We start from the raw sequence: 23,759 nt of genomic DNA on the forward strand, positions 1-23,759 counted from the left end.
TATCCTCCTTAATCATCTTTTTAGCCACCATGGGGACGCATCTTCTAACCCGTTAGCACGTTGAGCCAGCTTTACTTCTTTCATTTTAACTACTAAAAACGCTGCCTTCACCGTTAATGCTCTTCCTGCGTAGCCTTTTCAACTTGCAAAAATCCTCTTAAGATACGTTATTTTTCTCCATATCATCAACATCTAACGTATTCGTTCTGGAAATTGATCTGTTATTTTCCAATTTAAACTCAACCGGCAACGTACCCTCTATGCTTAAGGGGACGGACCTCCCACCTACAATCCATCTATAACCCACTTACAATCCGCCTGCATTCCCTTTATCATGCGCATAGATTTTCTAATTTCTTCCATACTAGTAGCGGATAGTTGAATTTTACCTTTTTCTTTTTTATTTGACAAGCCTTATTCAAAACTCTCCCCCTTGACAAACATTCCCAGAAAAGCTATAATGCCCCTATACCCCCCAGGGGTGTCTATCTTAAATAAAGGAGCTTTCTTCTATGAAAGAAAAGTATACCATCACCGGCATGACCTGTTCAGCCTGTTCAGCTCGCGTTGACAAATGCGTACGCAAGCTGGATGGCGTGAAAGATGTAAACGTCAATCTCCTGACCAACAGTATGAGCGTCGTTTATGATGAAACCATGCTGCAGGATTCCGCCATCATATCAGCCGTCACCGAAGCCGGCTATGGCGCTTTCCCTGAAAAGCCCTCTGCCACAGGCAGTGCGCCAAAGGCGCAAAAACCTGATGTGCTCGCCGATCAGGCCAAAAACATGAAACACCGGCTCATCATCTCCTTCGCTTTTTTGATCCCACTCATGTATGTTTCCATGGGCTCCATGATGGGCCTGCCGCTTCCCGGCTTTCTCAGCGGAATGGAGAATGCCGTAGCCTTTGGCCTCACCCAGTTTTTACTCTGCCTTCCTATCATTTACGTAAACCGTAAATATTATCAGGTCGGCTTTAAAACCCTGCTGCATGGCGCCCCCAATATGGACACCCTGATCGCTATTGGCAGCTCTGCTGCCCTGATCTATGGTGTGTTTGCCATCTACCGCATCGGCTATGGGCTTGGTACGCAGAATATGGAGCTTGTGCATCAGTACCATATGGATCTTTACTTTGAATCCGCAGCCATGATTCTGGCACTGATCACCCTCGGCAAGACCCTGGAAGCACGTTCCAAGGGCAAAACCGGCGAGGCCATTTCCAAACTGATGGACCTGGCTCCCGAAACTGCTTTGGTCGAGCGCGACGGCGTTCAGATTGAGATTCCTTCCGCAGAGGTCGTCTCCGGCGATATCGTACTTGTCAAACCGGGAAGCCGAATCCCTGTGGACGGTGTAATCTTAGAAGGCTCTTCCAGTCTGGATGAGGCTGCCATCACCGGCGAAAGCATTCCGGTGGAAAAGGGGCCCGGCGACACAGTAGTATCCGCTACCATCAATAAAACCGGATTTTTCAAATTCCGTGCCACTAAGGTAGGCGATGACACGACTCTCGCCCAGATCATCCGTCTGGTAGAGGAAGCGAGCTCCAGCAAGGCGCCCATCGCCAAAATTGCCGACAAAATCGCCGGCATCTTCGTCCCCATTGTGATGGCAATTGCCCTTATTGCGACGATCATTTGGCTGCTGATGGGATATTCCTTTGAATTCGCTATGTCTATCGGCATCGCCGTGCTCGTCGTCTCTTGTCCCTGCGCGCTTGGCTTGGCTACCCCTGTAGCAATCATGGTCGGCACCGGAAAGGGCGCCGAAAACGGGATTCTCATCAAATCCGGTGAAGCACTGGAAACAGCGCACAGCATCGATACCGTTGTTATGGATAAGACCGGGACGATCACCGAAGGCCGTCCGCAGGTTACAGATATTGTATCTACCTTGCCCTCCGAGGAGCTGCTCACCATTGCCGCCGCATTAGAGAAGCAGAGCGAACACCCTCTTGCCGAGGCTATTCTAAAGCAGGCTGAGGCGCTGACTCTGCCCTCTGTACAGGATTTTGAAGCCATTTCCGGCCGCGGCGTGCGCGGAACAATTGACGGCGTTCTCTATTATGCCGGCAATCGGGCCCTCATGCAGGAACAGCAAATCGATATTTCCTCAGCGGAGCAGGATCTGATCCGTTTGGCGGATGAAGGCAAAACCCCGCTCATCTTTGCCGGAAGCGGTCAATATCTGGGCATCATCGCCGTCAGCGATGTGGTAAAGCCCACTAGTCAAGAGGCCATCCGGCGCTTTAAGGAAATGGGCATTCAGGTGGTTATGCTCACCGGCGATAATCAGCGCACCGCAGAAGCCATTCGCCGTCAGCTGGATATTCCTTCTGTCATAGCGGAGGTGCTGCCTCAGGATAAGGAGCAGGAAATTGCCCGCCTGCAGCAGCAGGGCCATTGCACGGCCATGATCGGCGACGGGATTAACGATGCACCGGCTCTTGCCCGGGCAGATGTCGGCATCGCCATCGGAGCCGGTACAGATGTAGCCATGGAAAGCGCCGATATCGTACTGATGAAGAGCGACCTCATGGATGCTGTTACCGCTGTACAGCTGAGCAAAGCTGTTCTGCGCAACATTAAGGAAAACCTTTTCTGGGCTTTCTTTTATAATAGCATCGGCATTCCTTTGGCAGCAGGCCTTCTGTTTATTCCCTTCGGCCTTAAGTTAAGCCCCATGTTTGGCGCTGCTGCCATGAGTCTCAGCAGCGTATGCGTAGTCTCCAATGCACTGCGTCTCAAATTTTTCAAACCCAGCAAGGCATCCGTCCCCGCGGCGGCTGTTCATATAACTTCATCTCAAACACAAAACAAGGAGGATTTTACAATGAAAATTTCTATTGAAGGTATGATGTGCAATCACTGCACCGGTGCTGTCAGCAAGGCTTTAAATGCCATTGACGGCGTAGAGGCACAAGTAAGCTTAGAGGATAAGGCTGCATATGTCACCCTGTCCAAGGATGTTTCCAAGGAGACACTGACCAAAGCTATTGTAGATGCCGGATACGAAGTGGTAAGTATTAGTTAAAAAAGGTGTGCATCATAGAACTACGGTGGTATTAACTAAGAGAGGGGTCTATCAGAGAACTACAGTGGTATGTTCTCTGATAGACCCCTCTCTTTTATATCATGGTAATGTCGGAGTTTGCTGCAAGGCAGCAAACTCCTAAGGCGGCTCAGGACCTTGATTACCCTAAACTCTCTTGCCGCCTTTTCAACATCATGACGATGCCGGAGTTTGCTGCAAAGCGGCAAACTCGTAAGGCGGCTCAAAACCTTGATTACTCTAAGCTGCCTTGCCGCCTTTGCCATACATCTGCTTCTTGCAGAAGCTGGGTGATGAGCTCTTGTTTTCCCTCTGTGTAATGTCCGCGGTCATCTGCGAACTGCTGCGCTAAGTTCTGCTTGCAGGCATCATACAGCATCGCCCTTTCCGGGTATGCATTCAAATAATCTCTGAAATTGATATAATGTCTCCACTCTGTACTACTGTATCTAACAACATGGATATGATGCGTACGGGTATCGTTTTCAAAATCACCCATGACAAATAGCCGCTGCCCTGATACATCCTCTCCTCGGTCAATTATGTCATGCTGCGCCAACATATCAATATAAGGCACAATATCTTCCATTTTCCGAATGCCCACTGCAATATCAATAATCGGTTTGGCATGGATTGCCAGGATGGCGGTGCTCCCGACATGCTGAATATCTACAGCTCCCTCTCCTAAAAGCTCCTTCAGCATTTTAATGGTATTTTCGGCATTCCGCTGCCACACCGCCTGATGCGGCAGCAGCGCTACGGTGCCTCTTTTTAAGCCGATTTTCTCTTCTGCTCTCATGATTGAATTTTCCTCCTTGTTCATTAATCTTCTCCTTTATTGTAGCAGAGAGGGAAAAAAAGACTAGACTTTTATTTAGATTTTTGATAGGATAGTAGATGGATTTCAGCCTAAAATCAAAGATATAGAGAATATACTATAGAGCTAAGGAATTGTAACCTCAATGTCAAGCATGGATCAACAGGACTGTCAATGTAAAACTGCATCAGTCCTTTTTTTAGTTGATACCTTCCATAAAAGAAAATATAAATAAGAGGAAACAAAATGTCTTCATATAGTGAGCTAATAAAAAATTTTGAGAAAATACGAAGTTACATGCGTGAATTTTATGTATACGGATTTAAAAGCCGTGATGAATACAATAAAAAAAGCTCCCGTTCTTATGATGATGAACGCCGCAGAATAGAAAGCTGGCTCGGTGATCACATGAGCTTTGTGCATACGCCAGAGGGAAAAAACGTATTCATTTCTATCGACAGCCGGGTTTCAACCCACAATCCTTTTTATAAAGCGTTTAAAGCCAAAAGCTTTACCGATGGAGATATTACACTGCACTTTATTATTTTTGATATTCTATACTCACCCTCCATCATTCTTTCGTTACCAGAGATTCTCAAACAAATCGACGAGTATTTATCCAATTTTGAAAATCCGATGGTATTTGATGAATCTACCATAAGAAAAAAACTTAAAGAATATATCAAGCAAGATATGATCATCGGAGAAAAGGTCGGAAGAAAAATGATGTACCGCCGAGCAGAAGATATTGCCCTGCCTGATATGACGGATGTTCTTAATTTTTACTCTGAAATTGCCCCTTGCGGTGTTATCGGATCATTTTTGCTCGATAAGCAAAAGAACACAAATCATGTTTTCGGCTTTAAACATCATTACATCACATCTGCCCTGGACAGCGATGTGCTGGCCATGCTATTTAAAGCAATGCGAGAAAAAAGTATCATCACCGTAAACAACATGAGCCGACATATCAACGAAACCAGACAAGTGAGGCTGATTCCACTGCGCATTTTTATCAGTGTTCAAAACGGCAGACAACACCTTCTTGCCTATGAGCCTGATTCTAATACAATTAAATCCTTCCGTATTGATTATTTGTCAGATGTAAAAATCATAGAGCCAACGCCTCGGTTTAATGAACTCCGAAAGGAGCTTGACAATATGCAATCTAAAATGTGGGGCGTTACGGCAAAGAGAAACTGGAACCATCATGAAAATACCCAACACGTTACATTTACCGTTAAGATCTCTGACAATGAAAACCATATTATTCATCGATTGGAACGTGAAAAACGAATCGGACAGGTTGAAAAGCTCGATAGCAATACATATCGTTTTACTGCTGATATCTACGATACAAGTGAGATCATACCGTGGATACGTACTTTTATTTGCAGAATAACCCAGTTAACCTTTTCCAACCAAACCCTTGAGAAACAATTTAAAAGCGATATTAAAGAAATGTATCGTATGTACGGTCTTGAGGAGGCAGATATATGATATTCAACGAAATCTACTCGGCCTATTATAATGCCGTCGCCAAAATTATCACGAGTATACTTAACAACAATTTAAGCGAAAAAAACATTACCAAAATAGTAAACGAAACGGCTTTTGCTGAAAGCATGCTTACCGTATTACCCTCCCTCAAAAATGAAAAATGGCAGCTTTTAAAATCAGATATGACCACTCCGTTACGTCATGAGCCTACACTGCCTTTAACGCTCATGCAAAAGCAATGGCTAAAGGCAATTTCTCTTGATCCACGCATAAAGCTGTTTGGAATAGAATTTAAGGGACTCGAAAATATTGAGCCGCTATTTACTGCAGAAGATTATTGCATCTATGATCAATATAACGACGGAGATCCCTATGAAGAAGAGGGCTATATTAACCGGTTTCACATCATTTTGTCAGCATTAAATGAAAAGCGGCCTCTTAAAATACAGATGGTTAATCGCATAGGCAATTTCCTTTCCATGACGGTCATGCCACAGCGCTTGGAGTATTCCGAAAAAGATGATAAATTTCGCCTGATTAGTACCGGATGCCGTTATGGTGGCACCGTCAATCTGGCCCGTATCACAGCATGCGAAAAATGCAACATGGCTACGTTTCCCCCGCATCGTTTTTCGGTAGTATCAAAAGAATCTTTGACGCTGCGTGTTCTCGACGAGCGTAACGCACTTGAGAGAAGCTTATTACATTTTGCTCATTTTGAAAAACAAGTAGAACGAATCGACCAAAAAAGATATCTGGTTCATATTAAATATAGTAAAACAGATGAGACAGAAATGGTAATTCGCATCCTGAGCTTTGGACCTATGGTTGAAGTAATAGAGCCGCAAAGCTTTAGAAATTTAATCATTGACCGCCTTAAAAGTCAAAAAAGCTGTGAACTCGAATGAGCTCGCAGCTTTTTTTCCGTGTTAATTAAATTATATATTGGTAAAATATGCTTACAAGGTTACTTCAAGCGTGTGTTTGAAATATCTTTCACTGCGGTGCACAAGGCTCTGCCGATGTGTATGCCGGAAGAATCTCTTGTTTCTTAACAATAGCCTCAAGACCCAAGAGGCAACTCAGGACCTGTCTGGTCCATTTATCGCGGGTTCAAATCCCGCCGTATGCCTTTTAGCATATCGCCAGCGGTTTGGTAACTGCCGAAAACGGCACAGATGATCGTGTGCAGAAGCACACAAAAAAACTGCAATTGCCCGGCTGAATGACAGAATGCGTTTGTCACATCAGCAATGTACTTCTTGCCTTGATCGAGAATGGATACCGTTTATTAAACATATAGGCCAAAAGTTTTCTTTCCGTTTATATGTGCGATCACTTAAATTCTCGGCCGCAGGAAGCTCATGAGCAATTGCATCGCATTCTAACCCTTTAGGAGGATTTACATAATATGAAAAAAATAATCATTAACGAAAAGCAAAGAGGATTGCTGTTCAAAAACGGAAAGTACGTAAAGCTGCTTACACCTGGCAAATACTTAGTTCATGGCGGAAAAGAGATCGAAATCTTAAATTTAGATGAGCCCATTGCTTCAAACTATTGTACATTAGATATCCTTTTAAATGACAGCAATGTTTCCAATGCTGTATCCATCCTCGAAGTAGCAGACCAAGAGCTAGCTCTTCATTTCGTAAATGGAAAGTTTACTTCTATTTTACGTCATGGCAAATACGCATTTTGGTCGCAGCTCGATCAGCATGAGTATCAAATTGTAGATATCTCTACTCCAGAAGTATCGGCAGAAATTCCAGAATATATCTTCTCCAAAATTCCTACCGCTTACTATACCAAAGTGGAAGTTTTAGAATATCAGAAGGCAAGACTCTATTTTAATCAGAGACTTGTCAAAATTCTGGATGCCGGCACCTATTATTTTTGGAAAAACGGTATTAAGATTGACGTCGGTTTTGTGGATATGAGGCTCACACAGATGAATATCACCGGGCAAGAGATCTTAACGCAGGATAAGGTTTCTTTGCGGATTAACTTTATCTGCAATTACCGCATAACCGATTATGTGAAAATCATGACGGAAATCGATAACTTTTCTGAGCAAATACATGTGGCCGCCCAGCTTGCAATCCGCGAGTATGTTGGTAGGCATAAGCTTGATGAGATTTTGGAAAACAAATCTCAAATGTCAGCGTTTGTCTTTGAAAAATTGAAAGTCAAAGAAAAAGAATTATTCGTTGAGATTACGGATGCCGGCGTAAAGGATATTATTCTTCCCGGTGAAATTCGTGAGATCATGAATACTGTGCTTGTCGCAGAGAAACGCGCCCAAGCAAATGTGATTACGCGGCGCGAGGAAGTTGCCTCCACCAGATCTTTGCTGAATACCGCCAAGCTGATGGACGAAAATCAGACCCTATATAAGCTTAAAGAGCTGGAATACATTGAGCGTATTTGTGATAATGTGGGTAACATTAATCTAAATGGTAATGAAAATGTGCTGGCACAGCTTGCAGGCATTTTAAAGGGAACTACATAAATACCGCGTTAAAGCGTCTTGAAATGGAGATTATTATGATAGAAATAAAAGGAAAGTTTAATACTGCCATATGCTATACAAGCGAAATTGAGCCCGCGGCTTACTCTCAGATAGAATTGATATGCAATGAAGAGGCTTTTAAAAACTCTAAGCTTTGCATTATGCCCGATGTCCATGCCGGTAAAGGATGTACCATCGGCACTACCATGACTATCGTAGACAAAGTCGTTCCCAACATGGTTGGCGTGGATATCGGATGCGGGATGTATACCGTTAGCTTAGGCAAGATCGATATAGATCTAGCCGAGTTTGATAAGGCCGCCCACTCTATCCCCTGCGGCAGAAATGTTTGGGAAGGCAGGCAAGAGAGATTTGATTTAACACAGCTTAGATGCTATAGAAGCCTTAAAAATAGCAAAAGACTAGAGCGAAGCCTTGGCACCTTAGGCGGCGGCAATCACTTTATCGAAATTGATATCGATCCAGAGGGAAACAAATATTTAATCATCCATTCTGGCAGCCGCAATCTGGGCACTCAGGTTGCTTCTATTTATCAGGGCATTGCAATTGATCTGGACCTTGGCAAAGAAGAGTATTTCCGAATGCGCGATGAAATCATTCGTACCTATAAAGAGCAGGGCCATAAAAGTGAAATCCAATCTGCCTTAAAGCAGCTGGCAAAGCAGTGGAAGAAAACACAGCCCACTATGCCTCCGGAGCTTTGCTATCTCTATGGTGAGTTTATGAAGGATTACTTGCATGATATCAATATCTGCCAGCAGTTTGCAAATCGCAGCCGCGAGAAAATGGCTGAAATATTACTTCAAAAAACCGGAATAGAGGCATTGGAAGCATTCCACACTATCCACAATTATATTGATGTCGATGAGATGATTCTCCGCAAGGGCTCTGTGTGTGCAAATGCAGGTCAAAAGCTTTTAATTCCCATCAATATGCGTGATGGCAGCCTCTTATGTATCGGCAAAGGGAATGCCGACTGGAATTATTCAGCTCCTCACGGCGCTGGTCGCCTGATGTCACGCACCGCCGCATTTGAGAAACTCACAATGGAAGAGTATACAAAGCAAATGGCAGGCATCTATTCTACCTGCATCAATATGGCCACTCTTGATGAGTCTCCCATGGCTTACAAAAAGATAGATGAGATCATCGCAAACATTCAGCCCACTGCAGAAATCATCGCCCATATGAAACCAATCTATAACTTTAAAGCAGCAGAATAAATCATTATCTTTTCCGCTTATCATCTGTTATACTGATCAAAAACAACTTCATCCGAGGTCCCCATGCAAGACAATGACATCACCAAGCACCGCCCCTATCTATACCAAATCGGCGACACCTTCGCAACGCAGCACGGCACCATGACCGTCATAGACAGAAGCCGTACCTATTCCAATCACGTATTCCGAAAGCAGTATACACTCCAATGCAAAAAAGGACATCAGTACACAGTTAAAGAAGCTTACCTAAAAGCCGGCAGGCTCAAAACCTGCAAAAAGTGCAATCACCCTGTCATTATCGAAACAGATCCTGCATTTGCCTCCTGGTTCGTCGATCAAACGATTCCGCGCACACATCCGCACGGAAGCCACGATCAAGCAGATTTTTACTGCCCGCAGTGCGGCAAAATTGTCCGCGGCAAAAGCATTAACAACGTTTACAAGCGTCGGCAGGTACCTTGCCCCTATTGTTCCAATGGAGTCAGCTATCCGGAGCGCTACGTCACCGCATTTTTCGAGCAGCTGCAGATCCCTTTCATGCACCAATACACCGTCAGATTTACCAGAAATCAGCGCCGCACCCATTACAAATATGATTTTTACGACCCAGCGCATAGGCTAGTCATCGAAACCCATGGGCAGCAGCATTATGAGCCCGGCGCCTTTGAGCGCTTCGGCGGTCAGACCTTGGAGCAAATCCAGCAAACCGATGCAGAAAAAGCACGCTACGCGGTGCAAATACTCGGGCTGCAGTATATCGCGCTGGACTGCCGCCGCTCCGACCCCAATTGGATCCGCAGGGAAATTATTCAAAAGCTATGCCTTTATCCCCTCGAAACAGTCGATTGGCATGCAGTGCGCCAAAGCGCCAATCAATCTGTCATCCTGCAAATGATACAGCTCAGCAAGCAGGGCTATACCCAAAAACAGATCGGTGAAATCGTCCATATGAACCCCTCTACTGTGTGCTCCAAGCTCCGCAAAGCACAAAAAGACGGTCTTTATGACGGCATAACTCCGCAGCTGCTGCGCAGAGAGGAACAAAAACAGCTGCGCATAGCGCAGCAAAAAGCAAAAGAGCAAAAACAGGCTGAGCAAAGGGAACGCGCCAAGGCCGCTCACCTTCGCTTTACTTTATTATGTAAAACCTGCGGCCAAGCATTCACAAGTGCACTGCCGGAAAACGATCGCTGCCCCCGGTGCCAAAAGCTGGAGGCTCTTCAGCAAAAGCTTTTAAACAAATATGGAGACGAATACGAAATTCTCAGTCTCTATTCCAACTGCCGCACGCCGCTAAAGATTCGGCACAAGCTATGCGGACAGGTTTTTCACAAAACCTCAAATGAACTGCTCAAGCGCGGATGCACTGCCTGCGCCCGCCGGCAACGCGCTAAACCTAAAAAACCAAGCATTTCCAGGCAGCAGCAGAGTAAAGAGAAATTTTTCTCTCTGCTGCCCGAATTTGAGCGCAGAGGCTATCCCTATGCAGGACTTCCGTTTCAAGGATTTGGCAAGCCAAACGCATTTCGCTGCCGTCACTGCAATCAGCTGTGGTGGACCACGGCTAATAGCATTTTAAAAGGGCGCCAGCACATCTGTATCAGTCCTTGCCGCAAAAAGACTCCGGAAGAGTTTGTACGGCAGGTATATGAACTGGTGGGAGATGAATACAGTGTGCTGGATGAATATCAAACGGCTTTTACGCCCATCAGACTGCGGCATAATACCTGCGGTTTAGAATATTTAGTATCGCCGGTTTACTTTACCAGCACCGGTCGCAGATGTCCTGCATGCACCGACAGCAGACCGGAAGGCATTTTAAACGATATCTGGAATCAAAAATGCGCAGATGTAGCAGCTTTTCGTGCTCAGCACGGCCATAGCAATGTTCCCTATGGCTATCAGGTAAACGGCTATAATCTGGGCGAATGGCTCGGCGATCAGCGAAAGCTGTATCGCCGCGGCAGGCTGCCTCAGGAACGTATACAGAAGCTGGAAGCGCTGGGCATCCGATGGAACTGCAAGGAAGACGACTGGAAACGCGCCTATCAAGAGGTGCGAAGCTATTTGCAGGCGTACGGCCCTGCTCATCTGCGCAAAGACAGCTCTAAAGAGGAGCGCAGATGCTACTACTGGATTCAGGATCAGATCAAACGCGGCCGCAAAGGGCGGTTATCCCAAGAAAAGCTGGCTCTTCTTCGCGCAATCGGAATCAACCTTGACTACTATACAGAAGCCCATTTCAACGCCATGTGCGATAAGCTGCGCTGCTTTGCTGAAAAAAACGGGCACTGCATTGTTCCGATCGATGAAGGCATAGAAGACGATGAGCCGCTCGGTCTATGGGCACAGCGCATGCGGCAGCAAATGGTCGCTGGTACGCTTTCTGCTGACCGGATTAAATGTCTCACGCAGATCGGCTTGCCAAGTAGCAATCAAGCAGCCAGGTTCCAGCGCAAGCTGGCTTACCTGACTGCTTATTATCAAAAACACGGGCACCTGCAAATTCCTCAGTCCTATACCGAAAATGGACAGAGGCTGGGCAAATGGATCAATGTCTTTCGTGTAAGCTATGCCAAAGGCAGACTGCCGGCAGAACAAAGCGCAGCGCTGGAGGCTATCGGCATGCTCTGGAGCGCTAAATAAAATTTATGCCTCCAGCTCTCCTCTGGCAAACAGATTGTCTTTGCCCATGCCGCATACATATGGATTTGAATCATACTGATGGCAAAACTCCAGAAAATCACGGCGCTGCGCCGGATCCTTCATGATCTTGACCAGCAGCTCATTCGGCATTGTTCTGGCATACGCACCGGGGCCTGCCAGCTTAATATGACTAACGCCGTGCCTCTTTAAGATACCCTCCAGCTCATCCGGCATAAAGGTATAGGTAATGCACCAAGGCGTACCGCCGGCTTCATATTCCGCAATTTCTGCTTCTCCGCCCATAAGCCCTTCTTGCTGCAGCTTCATAACGGCTTCTTTCCGGAAGCAAAAGGAGTCGATGGCCGCGGTCCTGTTCTCGATACACCATTGAACAAATGGGTCAGTGCAGGTTTCATCCAGTATAAACTGATTTTTTTGGATTGGATTGGCCAGATAGGGAAGATATCCTAGCCGGCTCGACACACTGAGCATAATCCGCTTGCGGCAAATGCGGATGAGCTCACCGATTACCTGCTCCTGTTTGGGATACGTATAGGAAATCGGCGCATCAAAGGAAATAACCATGTCAAAGGCTTTATCTTCAAACGCCTTCAGATCCTCCAGCGCCCCTTTTACAAACGTAATTTTATCGCATACGCCTTCCTTAGCCGCCAGCTCCTTGGCCTTATCGATCATCGGCTGCGAAATATCAAAATGCGTGACCTGGCAGCCCTGCTTGGCCAAAAGAATCGAAAAGCGGCCGCAGCCGGCTCCGCCGTCAAATACCGTTTTGATTCCCTCCAAATGAGACAGCAATTCTTTTTCAATATGACTCTTTTGAATGATATCATCGATGAAGGTTTCCTCCCGATGACTTTCCAGTTCTCCTTTATCGGGCATATTCCATAAACGCTCCGATATCTTTCTGCTATAGTCTGTCAATATATCTGCTCCCCTTCTCTAATAGCATGCTCTGCACCTTCCATATAAGCGGACTGACTCCGTTTCCATTGACAAAAGTGCAGCAGCCGTTTCCGCTGTTAACCGAAAAATTAACCAGCGATTCAAAACCCACATTACTGCCGCTATGTCCAAAATAGGCCTCATTTCCAATCGTCTTCAGATAGCACCCAAGCCCTGTATGGCACTGCGTTCCTTCCATATTCAGTACATCGCTGTGCTGCGGCGTAATCATTTTTTGTGCCAGACTCTGTGAAATCAGGCCTTTTTCTCCGCGCAAAATCTTCTGGATATGCATTCCAAATCTGGCCATATCGCTGGGCGTAGTCCAGAGTCCTGCCGCAGCATACTCAGGCATTCGATTATGTCCGCCTTTCATCGGTCTGCCATCCTCTTCACATCCATAGGCAAGGTTTTCCGTTAGATCCTGCCTAAACGAGCTCTCCTGCATTTCCAGCGGCATCAGGATACAGGCATCCATAAAATCCACAAATGGCATTTGTGTAACCTTTTCCACGCATTGTTGCAGCACTGTATACCCGCCGCCCGAATAGATCCAGTGCTCCTGCGGCATATGCTCCTGATATATCCTCGGCGAATTGCACGGCGGCTCCCCCGCTATGATCTGCGCTGTTGTCGGCAGGCTTTCCCCTGCCTTATACCCCTCAAAGCCATGTACATTGATCCCCGCCGTATGCGCCAAAATTTGCTGCACACTTGCTTTAGCCGGCGTTCCATCTTGCCGCGTAAGCGGCTCATTCCCTAAATAATCGTTGATATCCGCCTCCAGCGCCAGCTTGCCCTCTGATACCAGACGCAGTACAGCCAGTGCAAATACCATCTTGCTGATGGACGCTGCCTGAAACCTTGTATGAGGCGTAATGTTCGGCCCTGCCGTCAGCGTCTCCTGCACCTGATAGTCCTTGATCACCGCGATACTGATAGAATCCGCGTGATAGTTCTGCAATTCCTTTTCCAAATCAATCATAACCTGCTCTCCTTTTATCTAAGCATGCTCAAAATCGTAGCCAGATCCTCCTGTGAAAGCTTGGCCTGCTTATCCCCTTTGCGAAGCTCGGCGCAGCCTTCTAAAAGATAGTACACCTCATCCCCAGCCGTAATCGTATGCGTAATGATGCCATCGCACAGCTCGGAATCATAGCGGGAATCCTTCAGAATCTGCTGCAGCCTGCTGACATCCTCATACGCATCAATCGTTAAGGTCCGTCCCTCCAGCTCCACCGTAATACTCTCCAGCTGCGGCAGCTCGTATTCCATAAACCAGCTGCCCATTTTCACTCCAATATTGCTCGCATAGGGCTCATCCGGAGATACGCCCACATAGCGCACCACCTTATAGCCAAGCCCCCAGTATGTCACCTTGGATCCGTCGTCACTGACCGTCTTGATGCAGTACTTAGGCTCATGGCCCGTCCCCACTCTGGCGCTGTCAGCATAATTTGTGATAACGCCGGCAATCACAAGGATCAGCAAAACACTCAGGAGCGCAGCGGCGCTCAAAATGACCTTCTTTTTCATACTAGTCCCATCCTCCTGCATCAGATGACCTGCACCAGATCTTTGCAAAGCATCACCAGATCATAGCGAATGCCTTTTCTGCTGCGCCAGCTGCGCTGATCCCATTCTTCCTGAGAAACATCGTCTCCGCCATAGATCAGCGCTCCGTAGGCAAAGCCCCGGCACTGCGCCACCGCAATGCAGCCTGCCTGTTCCATCTCTACAATTTGGGCGCCCTCTTCCTTTCTGCGTGCGATCCGGTCGTTTGTTTCTCTAAACAGCGCGTCCGTCGTCCAGGTAAGTCCGCGAATATAGGAAACCGAATGCTCCTCCAGATGCTGCACGATTTTGGCTGTGACCTCCGGATCCGTATAAATGTACCGGGATGGCTCCACATAATGATAGGAGAAGCCTTCGTCCCTAATCGCGCCGTCCACTACTAGGATCTGGCCCACCTCAATCGTTTTGTCCAAAACGCCTCCGCCTCCGCAGAACATGACCCTTTGAGCGCCCATGGCATTTAATAAATCCAGATTACCTGCACAGGCAGGACATCCTATAGAGCCAAGCATAATCAGAATATCTGTATCCAGAAACCGATATATTTTAACGGGATTTTCTCCGCCGATCGTTCTCTCCGGCAGGATTTTCCCTTCCTCGATTAAACGGTCCATCACCTCTGGAAAAAATGTAATAATGAGCTTATCCGTCTCAAATTTTCGGTCTACAAAGGCTGCAGGATTCAGCTTAGCCGTCCTGTCATCATCAAATTCCAATATCGGATACTGATCTTGCCTGATCATCGTATGCGCTCCTCTCTTTGCTGCATTTATTCTACAGCTTACCATAGAGGCGCCGTGTTTGCAAGAAATATAAGTTTAGGTCAAAGCATTATCTTCCTTTATGTTGAATCACTTCCTGATAAATCCTTTCAGCTACCTCTTCCTGACTTTCATTTTTATCAATCAGCTTCTCCGGTATGATTCCGATATAATCTTTTTCTTTCCACCATTTTCTCATCTCCGGCTCGCCAAATTCATCGCGGTTTGGCTTGGTGCTATGCCTAGCCAGCGTCTCCTCAAACGGCAGCTCATAATAATAAGCGCTTATATTCTCCTGCCCAAATTCTTTCAGGGCCGTTTCAAAGAGAAACTGATAATTTTCTGTAGGCAGGATGCCTTCCATGATCGTAACTTCTGAATTTTGCTTTCCGTACTTTAGCAACTCGATCATCAGCGGCCCTGATCGCCTGACTCCCTCTGTGCTCCAAACATGCAAAATCTGCATCCGCACCATATCATGTGAAATGAGCATGGTATTCGGTCCGAATTTCTCCTGCAGCATTCTCGCTGTCGTTGTTTTACCGCTTCCTGAATTGCCTCTTAAAATAATTAACTTAGCCATCGTATCGTAAACTCCTTTTCCTCTATATGATCACATTTTCCTTGCCTTCAGCACAAAGCTGTGATGCATATACTGCGCTTTATGCTCCGAATAATACTGATTATCAAACACTGCATAATCGCTGTTTTTGCTCGATTTTTCTACTAATTGCTCAATCTTGAAGCCATGCTTTGCCAAAGAATTGATATAAGAAGACAGCTTCCATTTTCTTAAAACAACATCCTCTCCTCGCTTCTTTTTATATCTGACAGGCTCATCCAGATAAGGAACATTCAGCACATACTGCCCGTTAATCGTATCAATGCAAGGAAGCATCGGATTATCCCACGAAAAAACAAAAACGCCGTTAGTTTTTAAATATCTGGCAATCAGCGATATGGTTTTATCCAGATCCTGTGTCCATCCGATGCCGTAAACAGAATATACGCAGTCAAAATAATGCTCCGGGATCCCCGGGTTTAGCTCCATTGACGAATGGAATAAATGAGCCGTGAGCTGCTTTTCATCCAGCAGCTTTTGCGCTTTTTCCAGCTGCCGCTTAGAAAGATCGAGCCCCCACAGCTCTTTTGCGCCCCTCTGGCTGACATACGCCAGCGATACACCCGCCCCGCAGGCAACCTCAAGCACCTTTTTCCCTTCCACATCCAGCATATGCAGCTCGTCCTCATTGGGCATCCATACGCCCCACTGCGGCAGATTGGTCCCGGTCCAGCTGCCACCTCTGGCAATATTGTCCCAGCCGCGCTGATTGATCTGAAGCAGCTCATCCACGCCGGCCTCTAACTTGTTTTCATCATAAGTCACACCGCTGAATAAAGCGTCTATACTCACATGAAAAAACGCCGCCAGCGCAGGCAAAAGCATAATGTCCGGAAGCGCCTTCTGATTTTCCCATTTGCTGATCGCCTGAGTGCTCACGCTAAGCGCTTTGGCCAGCGTTTCCTGACTCACATCACGATCCAGCCTTAATTTCTTTATTGTATGGCCAATTTTACTCTCCATTTGCATCTCCATTTCAAAGCATTAAAAAAATCTGACAGCTATTATCATATCGAATTCTGCTGTCAGATTCAAGGGATACATATTTTACCCCAATCAACTATCCGTTAACCCATTGATCAATATACTCTTGACTTTAACGCGGCGTCAAGGTTTATACTAGCTTCACGATTATTAACTCAGGAGGATTGCCATGCATTTACTCACGATCAGTGAAATTTCAAAACAGTTTAATATTTCTACCAGAACGCTTCGTTACTATGAAGAAATCGGCTTGATTCAAAGCATCAAAAAAGAGGATTATGCGTATCGCACCTATGAAGAGGAAACGATTCTGCGTCTGCAACAAATCCTTATCCTGCGCAAGTTAAGGATTCCTCTTAAACAAATTGCCTTAATTTTGAAAAATGAAAATACGGCCGCCATCATCGATACCTTTCAGAAAAATCTTGCAGAGGTAGATGAAGAAATTACCGCTCTTTCCACCATTCGCAGCATCATCGACACATTTATCACGCGCCTTAAAGAAAATATCCATCAGGATATTAAGTTAAATTTACTAGATGATACGGCCCTGCTTGAAGCAATGGATGCGCTAACTCTGCAGCGAAAATTAAATGATCCGAAAGCTGCCGACCTGCAATCTGCTGTCAAGCAGCTCAACCGATTGACAGATCGGGATGTGCGCATTATATATTTGCCGCCATGCACGGTGGCAACTGCCCATTATATCGGTCCGGACCCTGAAAACAATGCATGGAATATGCTCAAGGATTTTGTACAGAAAGCAAAGCTTGCCCAAATTTATCCCGCTGCCCGCTGTTTTGGGTTTAACCACCCGAATCCGGGCATTTTGGAAAACGGCCTTTACGGCTATGAATTTCAGGTCAGCATTCCGGAGGATCTGGAAGTGCCCGCTCCTTTAATCAAAAAGCAGATCAAGGGCGGCTTATACGCGGCCTATGCAATCCTTATGGATGAAATCGATGGCATTGGATGGAACCGCCTATTAACCGGATGGCTTAAGGATCATCCTGTTTGGAAGGACAATATGAACCCCAGCGGGGAAACCATGTATGGACTGTTGGAAGAACATCTTAATTTATTTGGATTTTTGCCAGATCCGGAGGCTTTCGGCTTTTCATCAGATCAGAGCCCGGCTGGCTATCTGCAGCAGGTAGATCTGCTGCTGCCGGTTCAGGCGAAAAAATAAATGGACATGCAGATTAGTTGTTTGCATGTCGGTGTGAGGCTCATACTCTATACCCACCAACATGCAGATGCCTCGTTTGCATGTCGGTGTGAGGCCCATGCTCTATGCCCACCAACATGCAGTTGCCTCGTTTGCATGTCGGTGTGAGGCCCACGCTCTACGCCCACCAACATGCAAACAACCCGCCCATACTAAAAAGGCCCCTGGCTGCATAACATACCACCGTAGTTATGCGGCCAGGGGCCTTGCTTTTAATTGATTTTTACAATCCAGCCCTCGGGAGCTTCCACACGGCCCATCTGGATACCCGTCAGCGTTTCATACAGCTTTTTGGTATATGGACCCATCTCCTCCATACCGCTGGGGAAGCAGATCTCTTCGCCATGGTCATAGATTTTTCCTACCGGCGAGATGACGGCGGCTGTGCCGCAAAGACCGCACTCTGCAAAATCCTTGACCTCATCAAAATATACCTCTCGGTGCTCTACCTCCATCCCCAGATAATGCTCTGCCACATACATGAGCGAGCGTCTGGTAATGGACGGCAGGATGGTATCCGACTTTGGCGTCACAAACTTGCCATCCTTCGTGATAAACAGGAAGTTTGCACCGCCGGTCTCCTCTACCTTGGTTCTGGTCTGAGAATCCAGATACATGTTTTCAGAAAAGCCCTCTCTATGCGCTACCTCAATCGCATGCAAGCTCATCGCATAGTTAAGTCCGGCCTTGATGTGGCCCGTGCCATGCGGCGCAGCGCGGTCAAAATCGCTGACCTTGATGGCAATCGGCTTAGCGCCGCCCTTAAAATATGGCCCCACCGGCGTTACAAAAATGCGAAATTCATATTCGTTTGCCGGCTTTACGCCGATGATACTATCCACCCCCATCATAAACGGACGGATATACAGCGTCGCTCCCGAGCCGTACGGCGGGACATAGTCCTTATTGGCAGCGACTACCTGCTTTACAGCCTCAATAAAGCGCTCCTCCGGAAAAGGGGGCATCTCCAGCCGGGCAGCCGTATCTGCCATTCTCTTTGCATTTAAGTCCGGACGAAAGCAAACGATATCGCCTTCCTTTGTATAATAAGCCTTCAGCCCTTCAAAGCAGGTCTGCGCATACTGAAACACACAGGCGCATTCGCTCAGCGTAATGGTCGATTCCGTCTCCAGACGGCCCTCATCCCATTTTCCATCCTTATAGCGCGACACATATCGATATTCTGTCGGAATGTATCCAAAGCCTAAATTGCTCCAATCGATCTCTTTACTCATTGCTACCAGCCTCCACTTCGCATTTCTTTAAATACAGATTATAATACGAAGCCCTTCAAAATGCAAGCTCAAAGTTCACGTCTTGCATAAACAGCCATCGATATGAGCATAGAAAGCCCTAGTACTGCCAAAGCACCTGCTGCCAAAACAATGCCAAACTGCCAGCCCTGATTCATCCACATTTGTGCTCCACTCTCTGTCCCGATCATGCTAAAACCGCCAAGAACGCAGACAATAATGCCAACGCTCACAATCATACAGATACGTCCTTTCGCCCCGCCAAGCCAAAACATCCACGGCAGGCTGATAGCTGGAAGAAGCAGGCCAACGCTTGCGCCAATAAGCATCATATACAGGACATCCTCTAAGATCATGCGGTTCATTCCCATTGCCATAAGAATTAGATTCAGTACCAGATAAATCAGGCTGGCCACTCCTATATTGAGCAGGCTCAGCACATATTTTTCCGCTACCAGCTTATTTCTGCTGTACGGCAGCATCACCGCGTACTCTTCCCAATGACTTTTTTCCTCCAGATTGATGACCGACCCTGTAAGCACGCCCATGTACAGGAATAAAAATACAGAGAAAAGCACTGGGCTGTGCATACTGTTTACACTTCCGATGCCAGCATACAACACGCCCATTGCCAGCAAAAAAACACCATATTTGCGAATCGAATAATAATCCTTAATCAAAAGTCCGATCATAGCGTAACTCCTCCTTTGACCGCATATACAATCACATCCTCCAGCGTCGGCACCTCCAGCCTCGTTCCCTCTGGTACTTTGCTTTTATCAACCAGCGCCTCTACTCCGTACTTGTTTCGCCGCGCTGCCTTTACCGCAGGCTGATCCATCTCCGCCAGCTCTTCATCAGTTCCATGAAAAATGCCGTAACGCTCCTTCAGCAGGTCCTTTTCCATACTAAATAAAACCTGACCGCGATGAATCAGACAGATATAATCGCACAGCTTCTCCAAATCGCTCACAATATGCGAGGAGATTAAAATAGAATGATCAGCCTGCCGCGTAAAATCAAAGAAAATATCCAGAATCTCATCCCTCACAATCGGATCAAGCCCGGCCGTCCCCTCGTCGATGATGAGGAGCCGGCTCCGATGGCTAAGCGCTACCGCAATCGCCAGCTTCATCTTCATCCCGCGCGAATAGGTCTTAAAAATCTTATCCTTTGGCAGCCGCAGCTGCTCCCTATACTGCTCAAACGCGTCATCATCCCAATTCCGGTAGGTGTGCCGCATCACCTTTTGTATCTGCCGCGCAGAAAGCTCCTCAGGAAAGCCCGGCTCTGAAAGTACAATGCCGATTTCCTCTTTTAGCCGCGAGAAATTCTTTGTATTCTCCTGCCCCAGCACCTTAATCTGCCCGCTATCCGCGGAAACAGCTCCCATGATTGCCTTAATCAGCGTACTCTTGCCAGCGCCATTCTCTCCGATGAGACCCATAATACATCCGGACGGCAGCGTCAGGCTCACATTGTCTAATCGAAACCCTTTATACTCCTTGCAGACATTCTGCACTTCTATAGCGTTCATATTCTCCCTCCATTGCCGCTGTGCGGCCTTGCTGAAAAACTATCTAATTCTCTGATTGCATCATCACCCGGTACATCTCGAGGATTTCTTCCTGCGTGAGATGACTGGCAGCTGCAAGGGCACTAATACTGCGCATATGATCCTCGATCTTTTTGAGGTTCTCTTCGCGCAGCAGCTCGGCGCTTTGCGCAGCGACAAAGCAGCCCTTGGCGGCTACCGTGTAAATAAAGCCCTCGCGCTCTAGCTCGTCATAGGCGCGCTTGGTGGTGATCACGCTGATGCGCAGATCCTTGGCCAGCGCGCGAATGGAAGGAAGCGGTGCGTCCTCCTGCAGCTCGCCGCTGATAATGCAGCCTTTGATTTGAGAATAAATCTGTTCATAAATGGGCTGACCGCTTTTGTTGTCGACAAACAAATGCATATGCATCCTCCTATCTGCAGATTTTTCATCTGTATATGTACAGTATATACAGTAGTAACAGTTTTGTCAATAGTGATTTACTTAAAAAATAAAATGGCTTCTGTATGAGGTTAAAACCATACAGAAGCCATTTTGTTATGCCTCATCCCAGCGCCACATCCAGCGTCAGCATCACCGTAAAGCCAAACGTAAAAAAGAGAGTCCCCCAGTTGGAATGCTCTCCGGCGGATATCTCTGGTATGAGCTCCTCTACGACCACATAGATCATAGCGCCGGCAGCAAAGCTGAGCAGATACGGCAGGGCCGGCGTCACAATGCTGGCCGCCAGGACGGTAGCCAGCGCTGCTATTGGCTCCACCACCCCCGATAGAATGCCATATGCAAGAGCTTTAGCCTTGGTCATTCCTGCCGCTCTAAGCGGCATAGAAATGATGGCGCCCTCCGGAAAATTCTGAATGGCAATGCCAAGCGAAAGCGTCAGTGCGCTCATGATCGCGATCGTTCCGTCCAGACACCCGGCAAATACCACGCCGATCGCCATTCCCTCGGGAATGTTGTGCAGCGTAACCGCAAGCAGCAGCATGGTTGTCTTTTTCAGCGAAGCTTTCGGCCCCTCCGGCTCGCTGCTGTGGTGATGCAGATGCGGAATGAGCCGGTCTAAAAGCAGCAGAAAGAGAATCCCGATCCAAAAGCCCGCTACTGCGGGAAAAAAAGACCAAGCGTCCATAAAATCTGCCTGTTCAATGGCCGGAATCAAAAGACTCCATACCAACGCGGCTACCATCACGCCTGCGGCGAAGCCGATGAGGGCCCGCTGCAGAAAAAGATTCCATTGGTTTTTCATCCATAGCACGCAGGCCGCGCCCAGCGATGTGCCGACAAAGGGAATTAGAATCCCCTGTATGATTTTTAATGTCATAAAAACCCCCGTTTTAATCGATCAGTACTTTTTTTAGTATTAGCCCATTGTGCTAAAATTATAAAGGATTATAAAACAAAAGGCTGCCAAGCAGATAAATCTCTGCTTTGGCAGCCTCCTTAAAAACGGTACCCATTAGTTAAGCGGTATCAAATAATCCAAGATGACATTGCCATCCTGATCCGGCGTTGTAAATCTGGGGCAGTTGTAGATCTCAAAGCTCCATCCATCCTCTTTGATCGTCCACCCATTTTTTTGCAGTGCCCCTAAGCACAGGTTCCATGCTGTCTCTCCATAGATTTCACCGCTCTGCTCATTGCCGCGGATCCAGAGGAGCGCATATTCCTGCGGCGCCATATCAACATAAGCATAGCCCTCCGGCGCCTCTGTGCCGGCCGGAAACAGCATGCCGATCCAATATTCCATATCGCGGCCGCCCTCTGTCATACGCATCGCTGCTGCATAAGCTCCTTCGCTTTCCTCCAGCGCTCCCAGTGCCTCTAAGGCTTGAAAACGGTTTGTAGCAAACCACTCTCCCCATTTAGCGCCAAATGTTCCGTTTTCCCGATCCTTTTCCGTATAACAGATCCCAATAAACCGTGCCTTAGGCAAGGCCGTTTTCTTTACTCCTGCTAATTCAGCTGCCATTTCATTCTCCTCTCAAATTTTCATCAATATATTTTAAGTACTCTTTTTTCCTGACCATCTCCGAGTGCTCCGCATACCAGCTCCATGCTTCCTGAAGTCCCTCAGCAAGCGGCTTTACCTCCGGCATCCATGCAAGCTGCTTAGTGACATCCAGCGTATACTCATAATCATAAAAACTAAAATACTTTCTTTGTTCCTCTTTCGTACTCACCTCACGATATGTCACCGTTTTACCGAGCACTTCATAGCACTGCCCAACCCATTCCTTCACAGAGATTACCTCCGGATTACCAACATTAAAAATTCTTTGCGAGGGCTTCCTTTCCATAAGGATATCCATAAACCGGCATAAATCATCAATATAAAAGAATTGCAGCGTCATTTTCCCGCCTGCGGGTAAAAAGAATGGGCGATCTGCCATTGCGCAATCAAAAACAAATGCTTCTCTGTACAGATTATTATAAGGACCATACAGATACGGCGGACGCAAAATATAAGCATGGGGATCCTTTAACTGCAGCGCCTTCTCGGCTTCAATTTTCCCTAGGCCGTATTCCTTCCAGTATTGATTTTCGCCTACCGGAGCTTCCTCTGTAAAGGGCTGCACGCCATTTTGCGGATAAACGGCACTTGAGCTTAGCAGAATATACTGATCATACTCTCCCAGCGCCGTAAGAAGCATTTGAACATCCTGCGCCGTATAGGCCGTCATATCCAAGACCACATCAAAATGATGCATGCGCAGCTTTTCTCCCAGCAAATGCCGATCTGCCTCAATTAAGGTCACACCCTTCGGCTGTTCACGCGTGTTTCGGTTGAGAACATAGACCTCATAGCCTTTTTTTACATAATATTCAGCTACATAACGGCTTACAAATACGGTTCCGCCCGTTACTAAAATCTTTTTCATTTCATTCTCCTCTCCCTTTCACAAACCAGTTCATGGCTAATTAAAGGGAACAAAAAGAAAGGAAAAGCACAATCCAGACGGTATCAGCGGCAAGATACAAGAATAAATTGTGATTACACAAGATTGGTGTTATAATAAGAGAAAAGTTCCTGCCGGGGCAGCC

Annotated in this window: 21 protein-coding genes; 7 read left to right on the forward strand and 14 right to left on the reverse strand. The window is 46.8% G+C overall.

Going from position 1 to position 23,759, the window contains the following annotated elements; genetic code table 11:
- The first annotated feature begins 512 nt into the window (after positions 1 to 512).
- On the forward strand, positions 513 to 3,038 hold the full coding sequence (locus tag HFE64_10320) for a heavy metal translocating P-type ATPase (GenBank protein MCI8633857.1): 2,526 nt from the start codon (positions 513 to 515) through the stop codon (positions 3,036 to 3,038).
- Positions 3,039 to 3,291: 253 nt separating this feature from the next.
- On the opposite strand, the gene HFE64_10325 is transcribed toward HFE64_10320, so the two are convergent.
- The gene (locus tag HFE64_10325; protein ID MCI8633858.1) at positions 3,292 to 3,855 is read right to left on the reverse strand and encodes a GrpB family protein; all 564 of its coding nucleotides are present in this window, start codon (positions 3,853 to 3,855) and stop codon (positions 3,292 to 3,294) included.
- Positions 3,856 to 4,170: 315 nt separating this feature from the next.
- On the opposite strand from HFE64_10325, the gene HFE64_10330 reads away from it, so the two are divergent.
- The 5 genes from HFE64_10330 (at position 4,171) to HFE64_10350 (ending at position 11,775) form a co-directional block, all read left to right on the forward strand.
- Positions 4,171 to 5,373, forward strand: coding sequence for a WYL domain-containing protein (locus HFE64_10330; protein ID MCI8633859.1), 1,203 nt, complete (start codon positions 4,171 to 4,173; stop codon positions 5,371 to 5,373).
- Positions 5,370 to 6,281 carry a WYL domain-containing protein gene (locus HFE64_10335; protein ID MCI8633860.1) on the forward strand — a complete coding sequence of 304 codons (912 nt, stop codon included), beginning with the start codon at positions 5,370 to 5,372 and terminating at the stop codon, positions 6,279 to 6,281. Before HFE64_10330 ends, HFE64_10335 begins: the two co-directional genes overlap by 4 nt.
- Before the next feature lie 503 nt (positions 6,282 to 6,784).
- Entirely contained in the window at positions 6,785 to 7,885 is a 1,101-nt protein-coding gene (locus HFE64_10340) for a slipin family protein (GenBank protein ID MCI8633861.1), read from the forward strand.
- Positions 7,886 to 7,914: 29 nt separating this feature from the next.
- Positions 7,915 to 9,129: an RtcB family protein gene (locus tag HFE64_10345; protein MCI8633862.1), complete on the forward strand. Its 1,215-nt coding sequence runs from the start codon at positions 7,915 to 7,917 to the stop codon at positions 9,127 to 9,129.
- Between the two features lie 63 nt (positions 9,130 to 9,192).
- Entirely contained in the window at positions 9,193 to 11,775 is a 2,583-nt protein-coding gene (locus HFE64_10350) for a hypothetical protein (GenBank protein MCI8633863.1), read from the forward strand.
- 3 nt (positions 11,776 to 11,778) lie between these two features.
- Here the strand turns inward: HFE64_10350 and HFE64_10355 are convergent, their stop codons facing one another.
- The 6 genes from HFE64_10355 to HFE64_10380 form a co-directional block, all read right to left on the reverse strand.
- Positions 11,779 to 12,675, reverse strand: a complete 897-nt coding sequence (locus HFE64_10355) for a methyltransferase domain-containing protein (GenBank protein MCI8633864.1) — start codon at positions 12,673 to 12,675, stop codon at positions 11,779 to 11,781.
- 28 nt (positions 12,676 to 12,703) lie between these two features.
- Positions 12,704 to 13,723: a beta-lactamase family protein gene (locus HFE64_10360; GenBank protein ID MCI8633865.1), complete on the reverse strand. Its 1,020-nt coding sequence runs from the start codon at positions 13,721 to 13,723 to the stop codon at positions 12,704 to 12,706.
- Positions 13,724 to 13,737: 14 nt separating this feature from the next.
- Positions 13,738 to 14,274 (reverse strand): hypothetical protein, encoded by a 537-nt coding sequence (locus HFE64_10365; GenBank protein MCI8633866.1) that lies wholly within the window; start codon positions 14,272 to 14,274, stop codon positions 13,738 to 13,740.
- 20 nt (positions 14,275 to 14,294) lie between these two features.
- Positions 14,295 to 15,056: a nucleoside phosphorylase gene (locus HFE64_10370; GenBank protein ID MCI8633867.1), complete on the reverse strand. Its 762-nt coding sequence runs from the start codon at positions 15,054 to 15,056 to the stop codon at positions 14,295 to 14,297.
- A gap of 88 nt (positions 15,057 to 15,144) precedes the next feature.
- Complete coding sequence (locus HFE64_10375) at positions 15,145 to 15,657, reverse strand: kinase (protein ID MCI8633868.1); 513 nt, start codon at positions 15,655 to 15,657, stop codon at positions 15,145 to 15,147.
- A 30-nt stretch (positions 15,658 to 15,687) separates the two neighbouring features.
- A complete protein-coding gene (locus HFE64_10380; GenBank protein MCI8633869.1) occupies positions 15,688 to 16,521 on the reverse strand; it encodes a class I SAM-dependent methyltransferase in 834 nt (277 codons plus the stop codon).
- 328 nt (positions 16,522 to 16,849) lie between these two features.
- Here HFE64_10380 and HFE64_10385 point away from each other — a divergent pair, with 328 nt between their 5' ends.
- The gene (locus HFE64_10385; GenBank protein MCI8633870.1) at positions 16,850 to 17,869 is read left to right on the forward strand and encodes a MerR family transcriptional regulator; all 1,020 of its coding nucleotides are present in this window, start codon (positions 16,850 to 16,852) and stop codon (positions 17,867 to 17,869) included.
- A 251-nt stretch (positions 17,870 to 18,120) separates the two neighbouring features.
- Here HFE64_10385 and HFE64_10390 read toward each other — a convergent pair whose 3' ends face one another.
- From HFE64_10390 to HFE64_10420, 7 genes are all read right to left on the reverse strand, one after another.
- Positions 18,121 to 19,143: a branched-chain amino acid aminotransferase gene (locus HFE64_10390; protein ID MCI8633871.1), complete on the reverse strand. Its 1,023-nt coding sequence runs from the start codon at positions 19,141 to 19,143 to the stop codon at positions 18,121 to 18,123.
- 68 nt (positions 19,144 to 19,211) lie between these two features.
- Complete coding sequence (locus HFE64_10395) at positions 19,212 to 19,853, reverse strand: ABC-2 transporter permease (GenBank protein MCI8633872.1); 642 nt, start codon at positions 19,851 to 19,853, stop codon at positions 19,212 to 19,214.
- On the reverse strand, positions 19,850 to 20,698 hold the full coding sequence (locus HFE64_10400) for an ABC transporter ATP-binding protein (GenBank protein MCI8633873.1): 849 nt from the start codon (positions 20,696 to 20,698) through the stop codon (positions 19,850 to 19,852). Before HFE64_10400 ends, HFE64_10395 begins: the two co-directional genes overlap by 4 nt.
- Positions 20,699 to 20,741: 43 nt before the next feature.
- A complete protein-coding gene (locus HFE64_10405) occupies positions 20,742 to 21,119 on the reverse strand; it encodes a GntR family transcriptional regulator (GenBank protein MCI8633874.1) in 378 nt (125 codons plus the stop codon).
- A 142-nt stretch (positions 21,120 to 21,261) separates the two neighbouring features.
- The gene (locus HFE64_10410; protein MCI8633875.1) at positions 21,262 to 22,038 is read right to left on the reverse strand and encodes a ZIP family metal transporter; all 777 of its coding nucleotides are present in this window, start codon (positions 22,036 to 22,038) and stop codon (positions 21,262 to 21,264) included.
- Positions 22,039 to 22,173: 135 nt separating this feature from the next.
- Positions 22,174 to 22,686 carry a GyrI-like domain-containing protein gene (locus HFE64_10415; protein MCI8633876.1) on the reverse strand — a complete coding sequence of 171 codons (513 nt, stop codon included), beginning with the start codon at positions 22,684 to 22,686 and terminating at the stop codon, positions 22,174 to 22,176.
- A 1-nt stretch (position 22,687) separates the two neighbouring features.
- A complete protein-coding gene (locus HFE64_10420) occupies positions 22,688 to 23,596 on the reverse strand; it encodes an NAD-dependent epimerase/dehydratase family protein (GenBank protein ID MCI8633877.1) in 909 nt (302 codons plus the stop codon).
- Positions 23,597 to 23,759: the final 163 nt, after the last annotated feature.

This window comes from Lachnospiraceae bacterium (assembly GCA_022794035.1).
Lineage (GTDB): Bacteria > Bacillota > Clostridia > Lachnospirales > Bianqueaceae > CALWPV01.

Coding starts and splice junctions, on each gene's coding strand:
- HFE64_10400 (MCI8633873.1), bottom strand. CDS start 20,698: ATGAACGCTATAGAAGTGCAGAATGTCTGCAAGGAGTATAAAGGGTTT.
- HFE64_10415 (MCI8633876.1), bottom strand. CDS start 22,686: ATGGCAGCTGAATTAGCAGGAGTAAAGAAAACGGCCTTGCCTAAGGCA.
- HFE64_10365 (MCI8633866.1), bottom strand. CDS start 14,274: ATGAAAAAGAAGGTCATTTTGAGCGCCGCTGCGCTCCTGAGTGTTTTG.
- HFE64_10325 (MCI8633858.1), bottom strand. CDS start 3,855: ATGAGAGCAGAAGAGAAAATCGGCTTAAAAAGAGGCACCGTAGCGCTG.
- HFE64_10405 (MCI8633874.1), bottom strand. CDS start 21,119: ATGCATTTGTTTGTCGACAACAAAAGCGGTCAGCCCATTTATGAACAG.
- HFE64_10395 (MCI8633872.1), bottom strand. CDS start 19,853: ATGATCGGACTTTTGATTAAGGATTATTATTCGATTCGCAAATATGGT.
- HFE64_10355 (MCI8633864.1), bottom strand. CDS start 12,675: ATGCCCGATAAAGGAGAACTGGAAAGTCATCGGGAGGAAACCTTCATC.
- HFE64_10375 (MCI8633868.1), bottom strand. CDS start 15,657: ATGGCTAAGTTAATTATTTTAAGAGGCAATTCAGGAAGCGGTAAAACA.
- HFE64_10380 (MCI8633869.1), bottom strand. CDS start 16,521: ATGCTTTTGCCTGCGCTGGCGGCGTTTTTTCATGTGAGTATAGACGCT.
- HFE64_10360 (MCI8633865.1), bottom strand. CDS start 13,723: ATGATTGATTTGGAAAAGGAATTGCAGAACTATCACGCGGATTCTATC.
- HFE64_10370 (MCI8633867.1), bottom strand. CDS start 15,056: ATGATCAGGCAAGATCAGTATCCGATATTGGAATTTGATGATGACAGG.
- HFE64_10420 (MCI8633877.1), bottom strand. CDS start 23,596: ATGAAAAAGATTTTAGTAACGGGCGGAACCGTATTTGTAAGCCGTTAT.
- HFE64_10410 (MCI8633875.1), bottom strand. CDS start 22,038: ATGACATTAAAAATCATACAGGGGATTCTAATTCCCTTTGTCGGCACA.
- HFE64_10350 (MCI8633863.1), top strand. CDS start 9,193: ATGCAAGACAATGACATCACCAAGCACCGCCCCTATCTATACCAAATC.
- HFE64_10385 (MCI8633870.1), top strand. CDS start 16,850: ATGCATTTACTCACGATCAGTGAAATTTCAAAACAGTTTAATATTTCT.
- HFE64_10330 (MCI8633859.1), top strand. CDS start 4,171: ATGCGTGAATTTTATGTATACGGATTTAAAAGCCGTGATGAATACAAT.
- HFE64_10320 (MCI8633857.1), top strand. CDS start 513: ATGAAAGAAAAGTATACCATCACCGGCATGACCTGTTCAGCCTGTTCA.
- HFE64_10390 (MCI8633871.1), bottom strand. CDS start 19,143: ATGAGTAAAGAGATCGATTGGAGCAATTTAGGCTTTGGATACATTCCG.
- HFE64_10335 (MCI8633860.1), top strand. CDS start 5,370: ATGATATTCAACGAAATCTACTCGGCCTATTATAATGCCGTCGCCAAA.
- HFE64_10340 (MCI8633861.1), top strand. CDS start 6,785: ATGAAAAAAATAATCATTAACGAAAAGCAAAGAGGATTGCTGTTCAAA.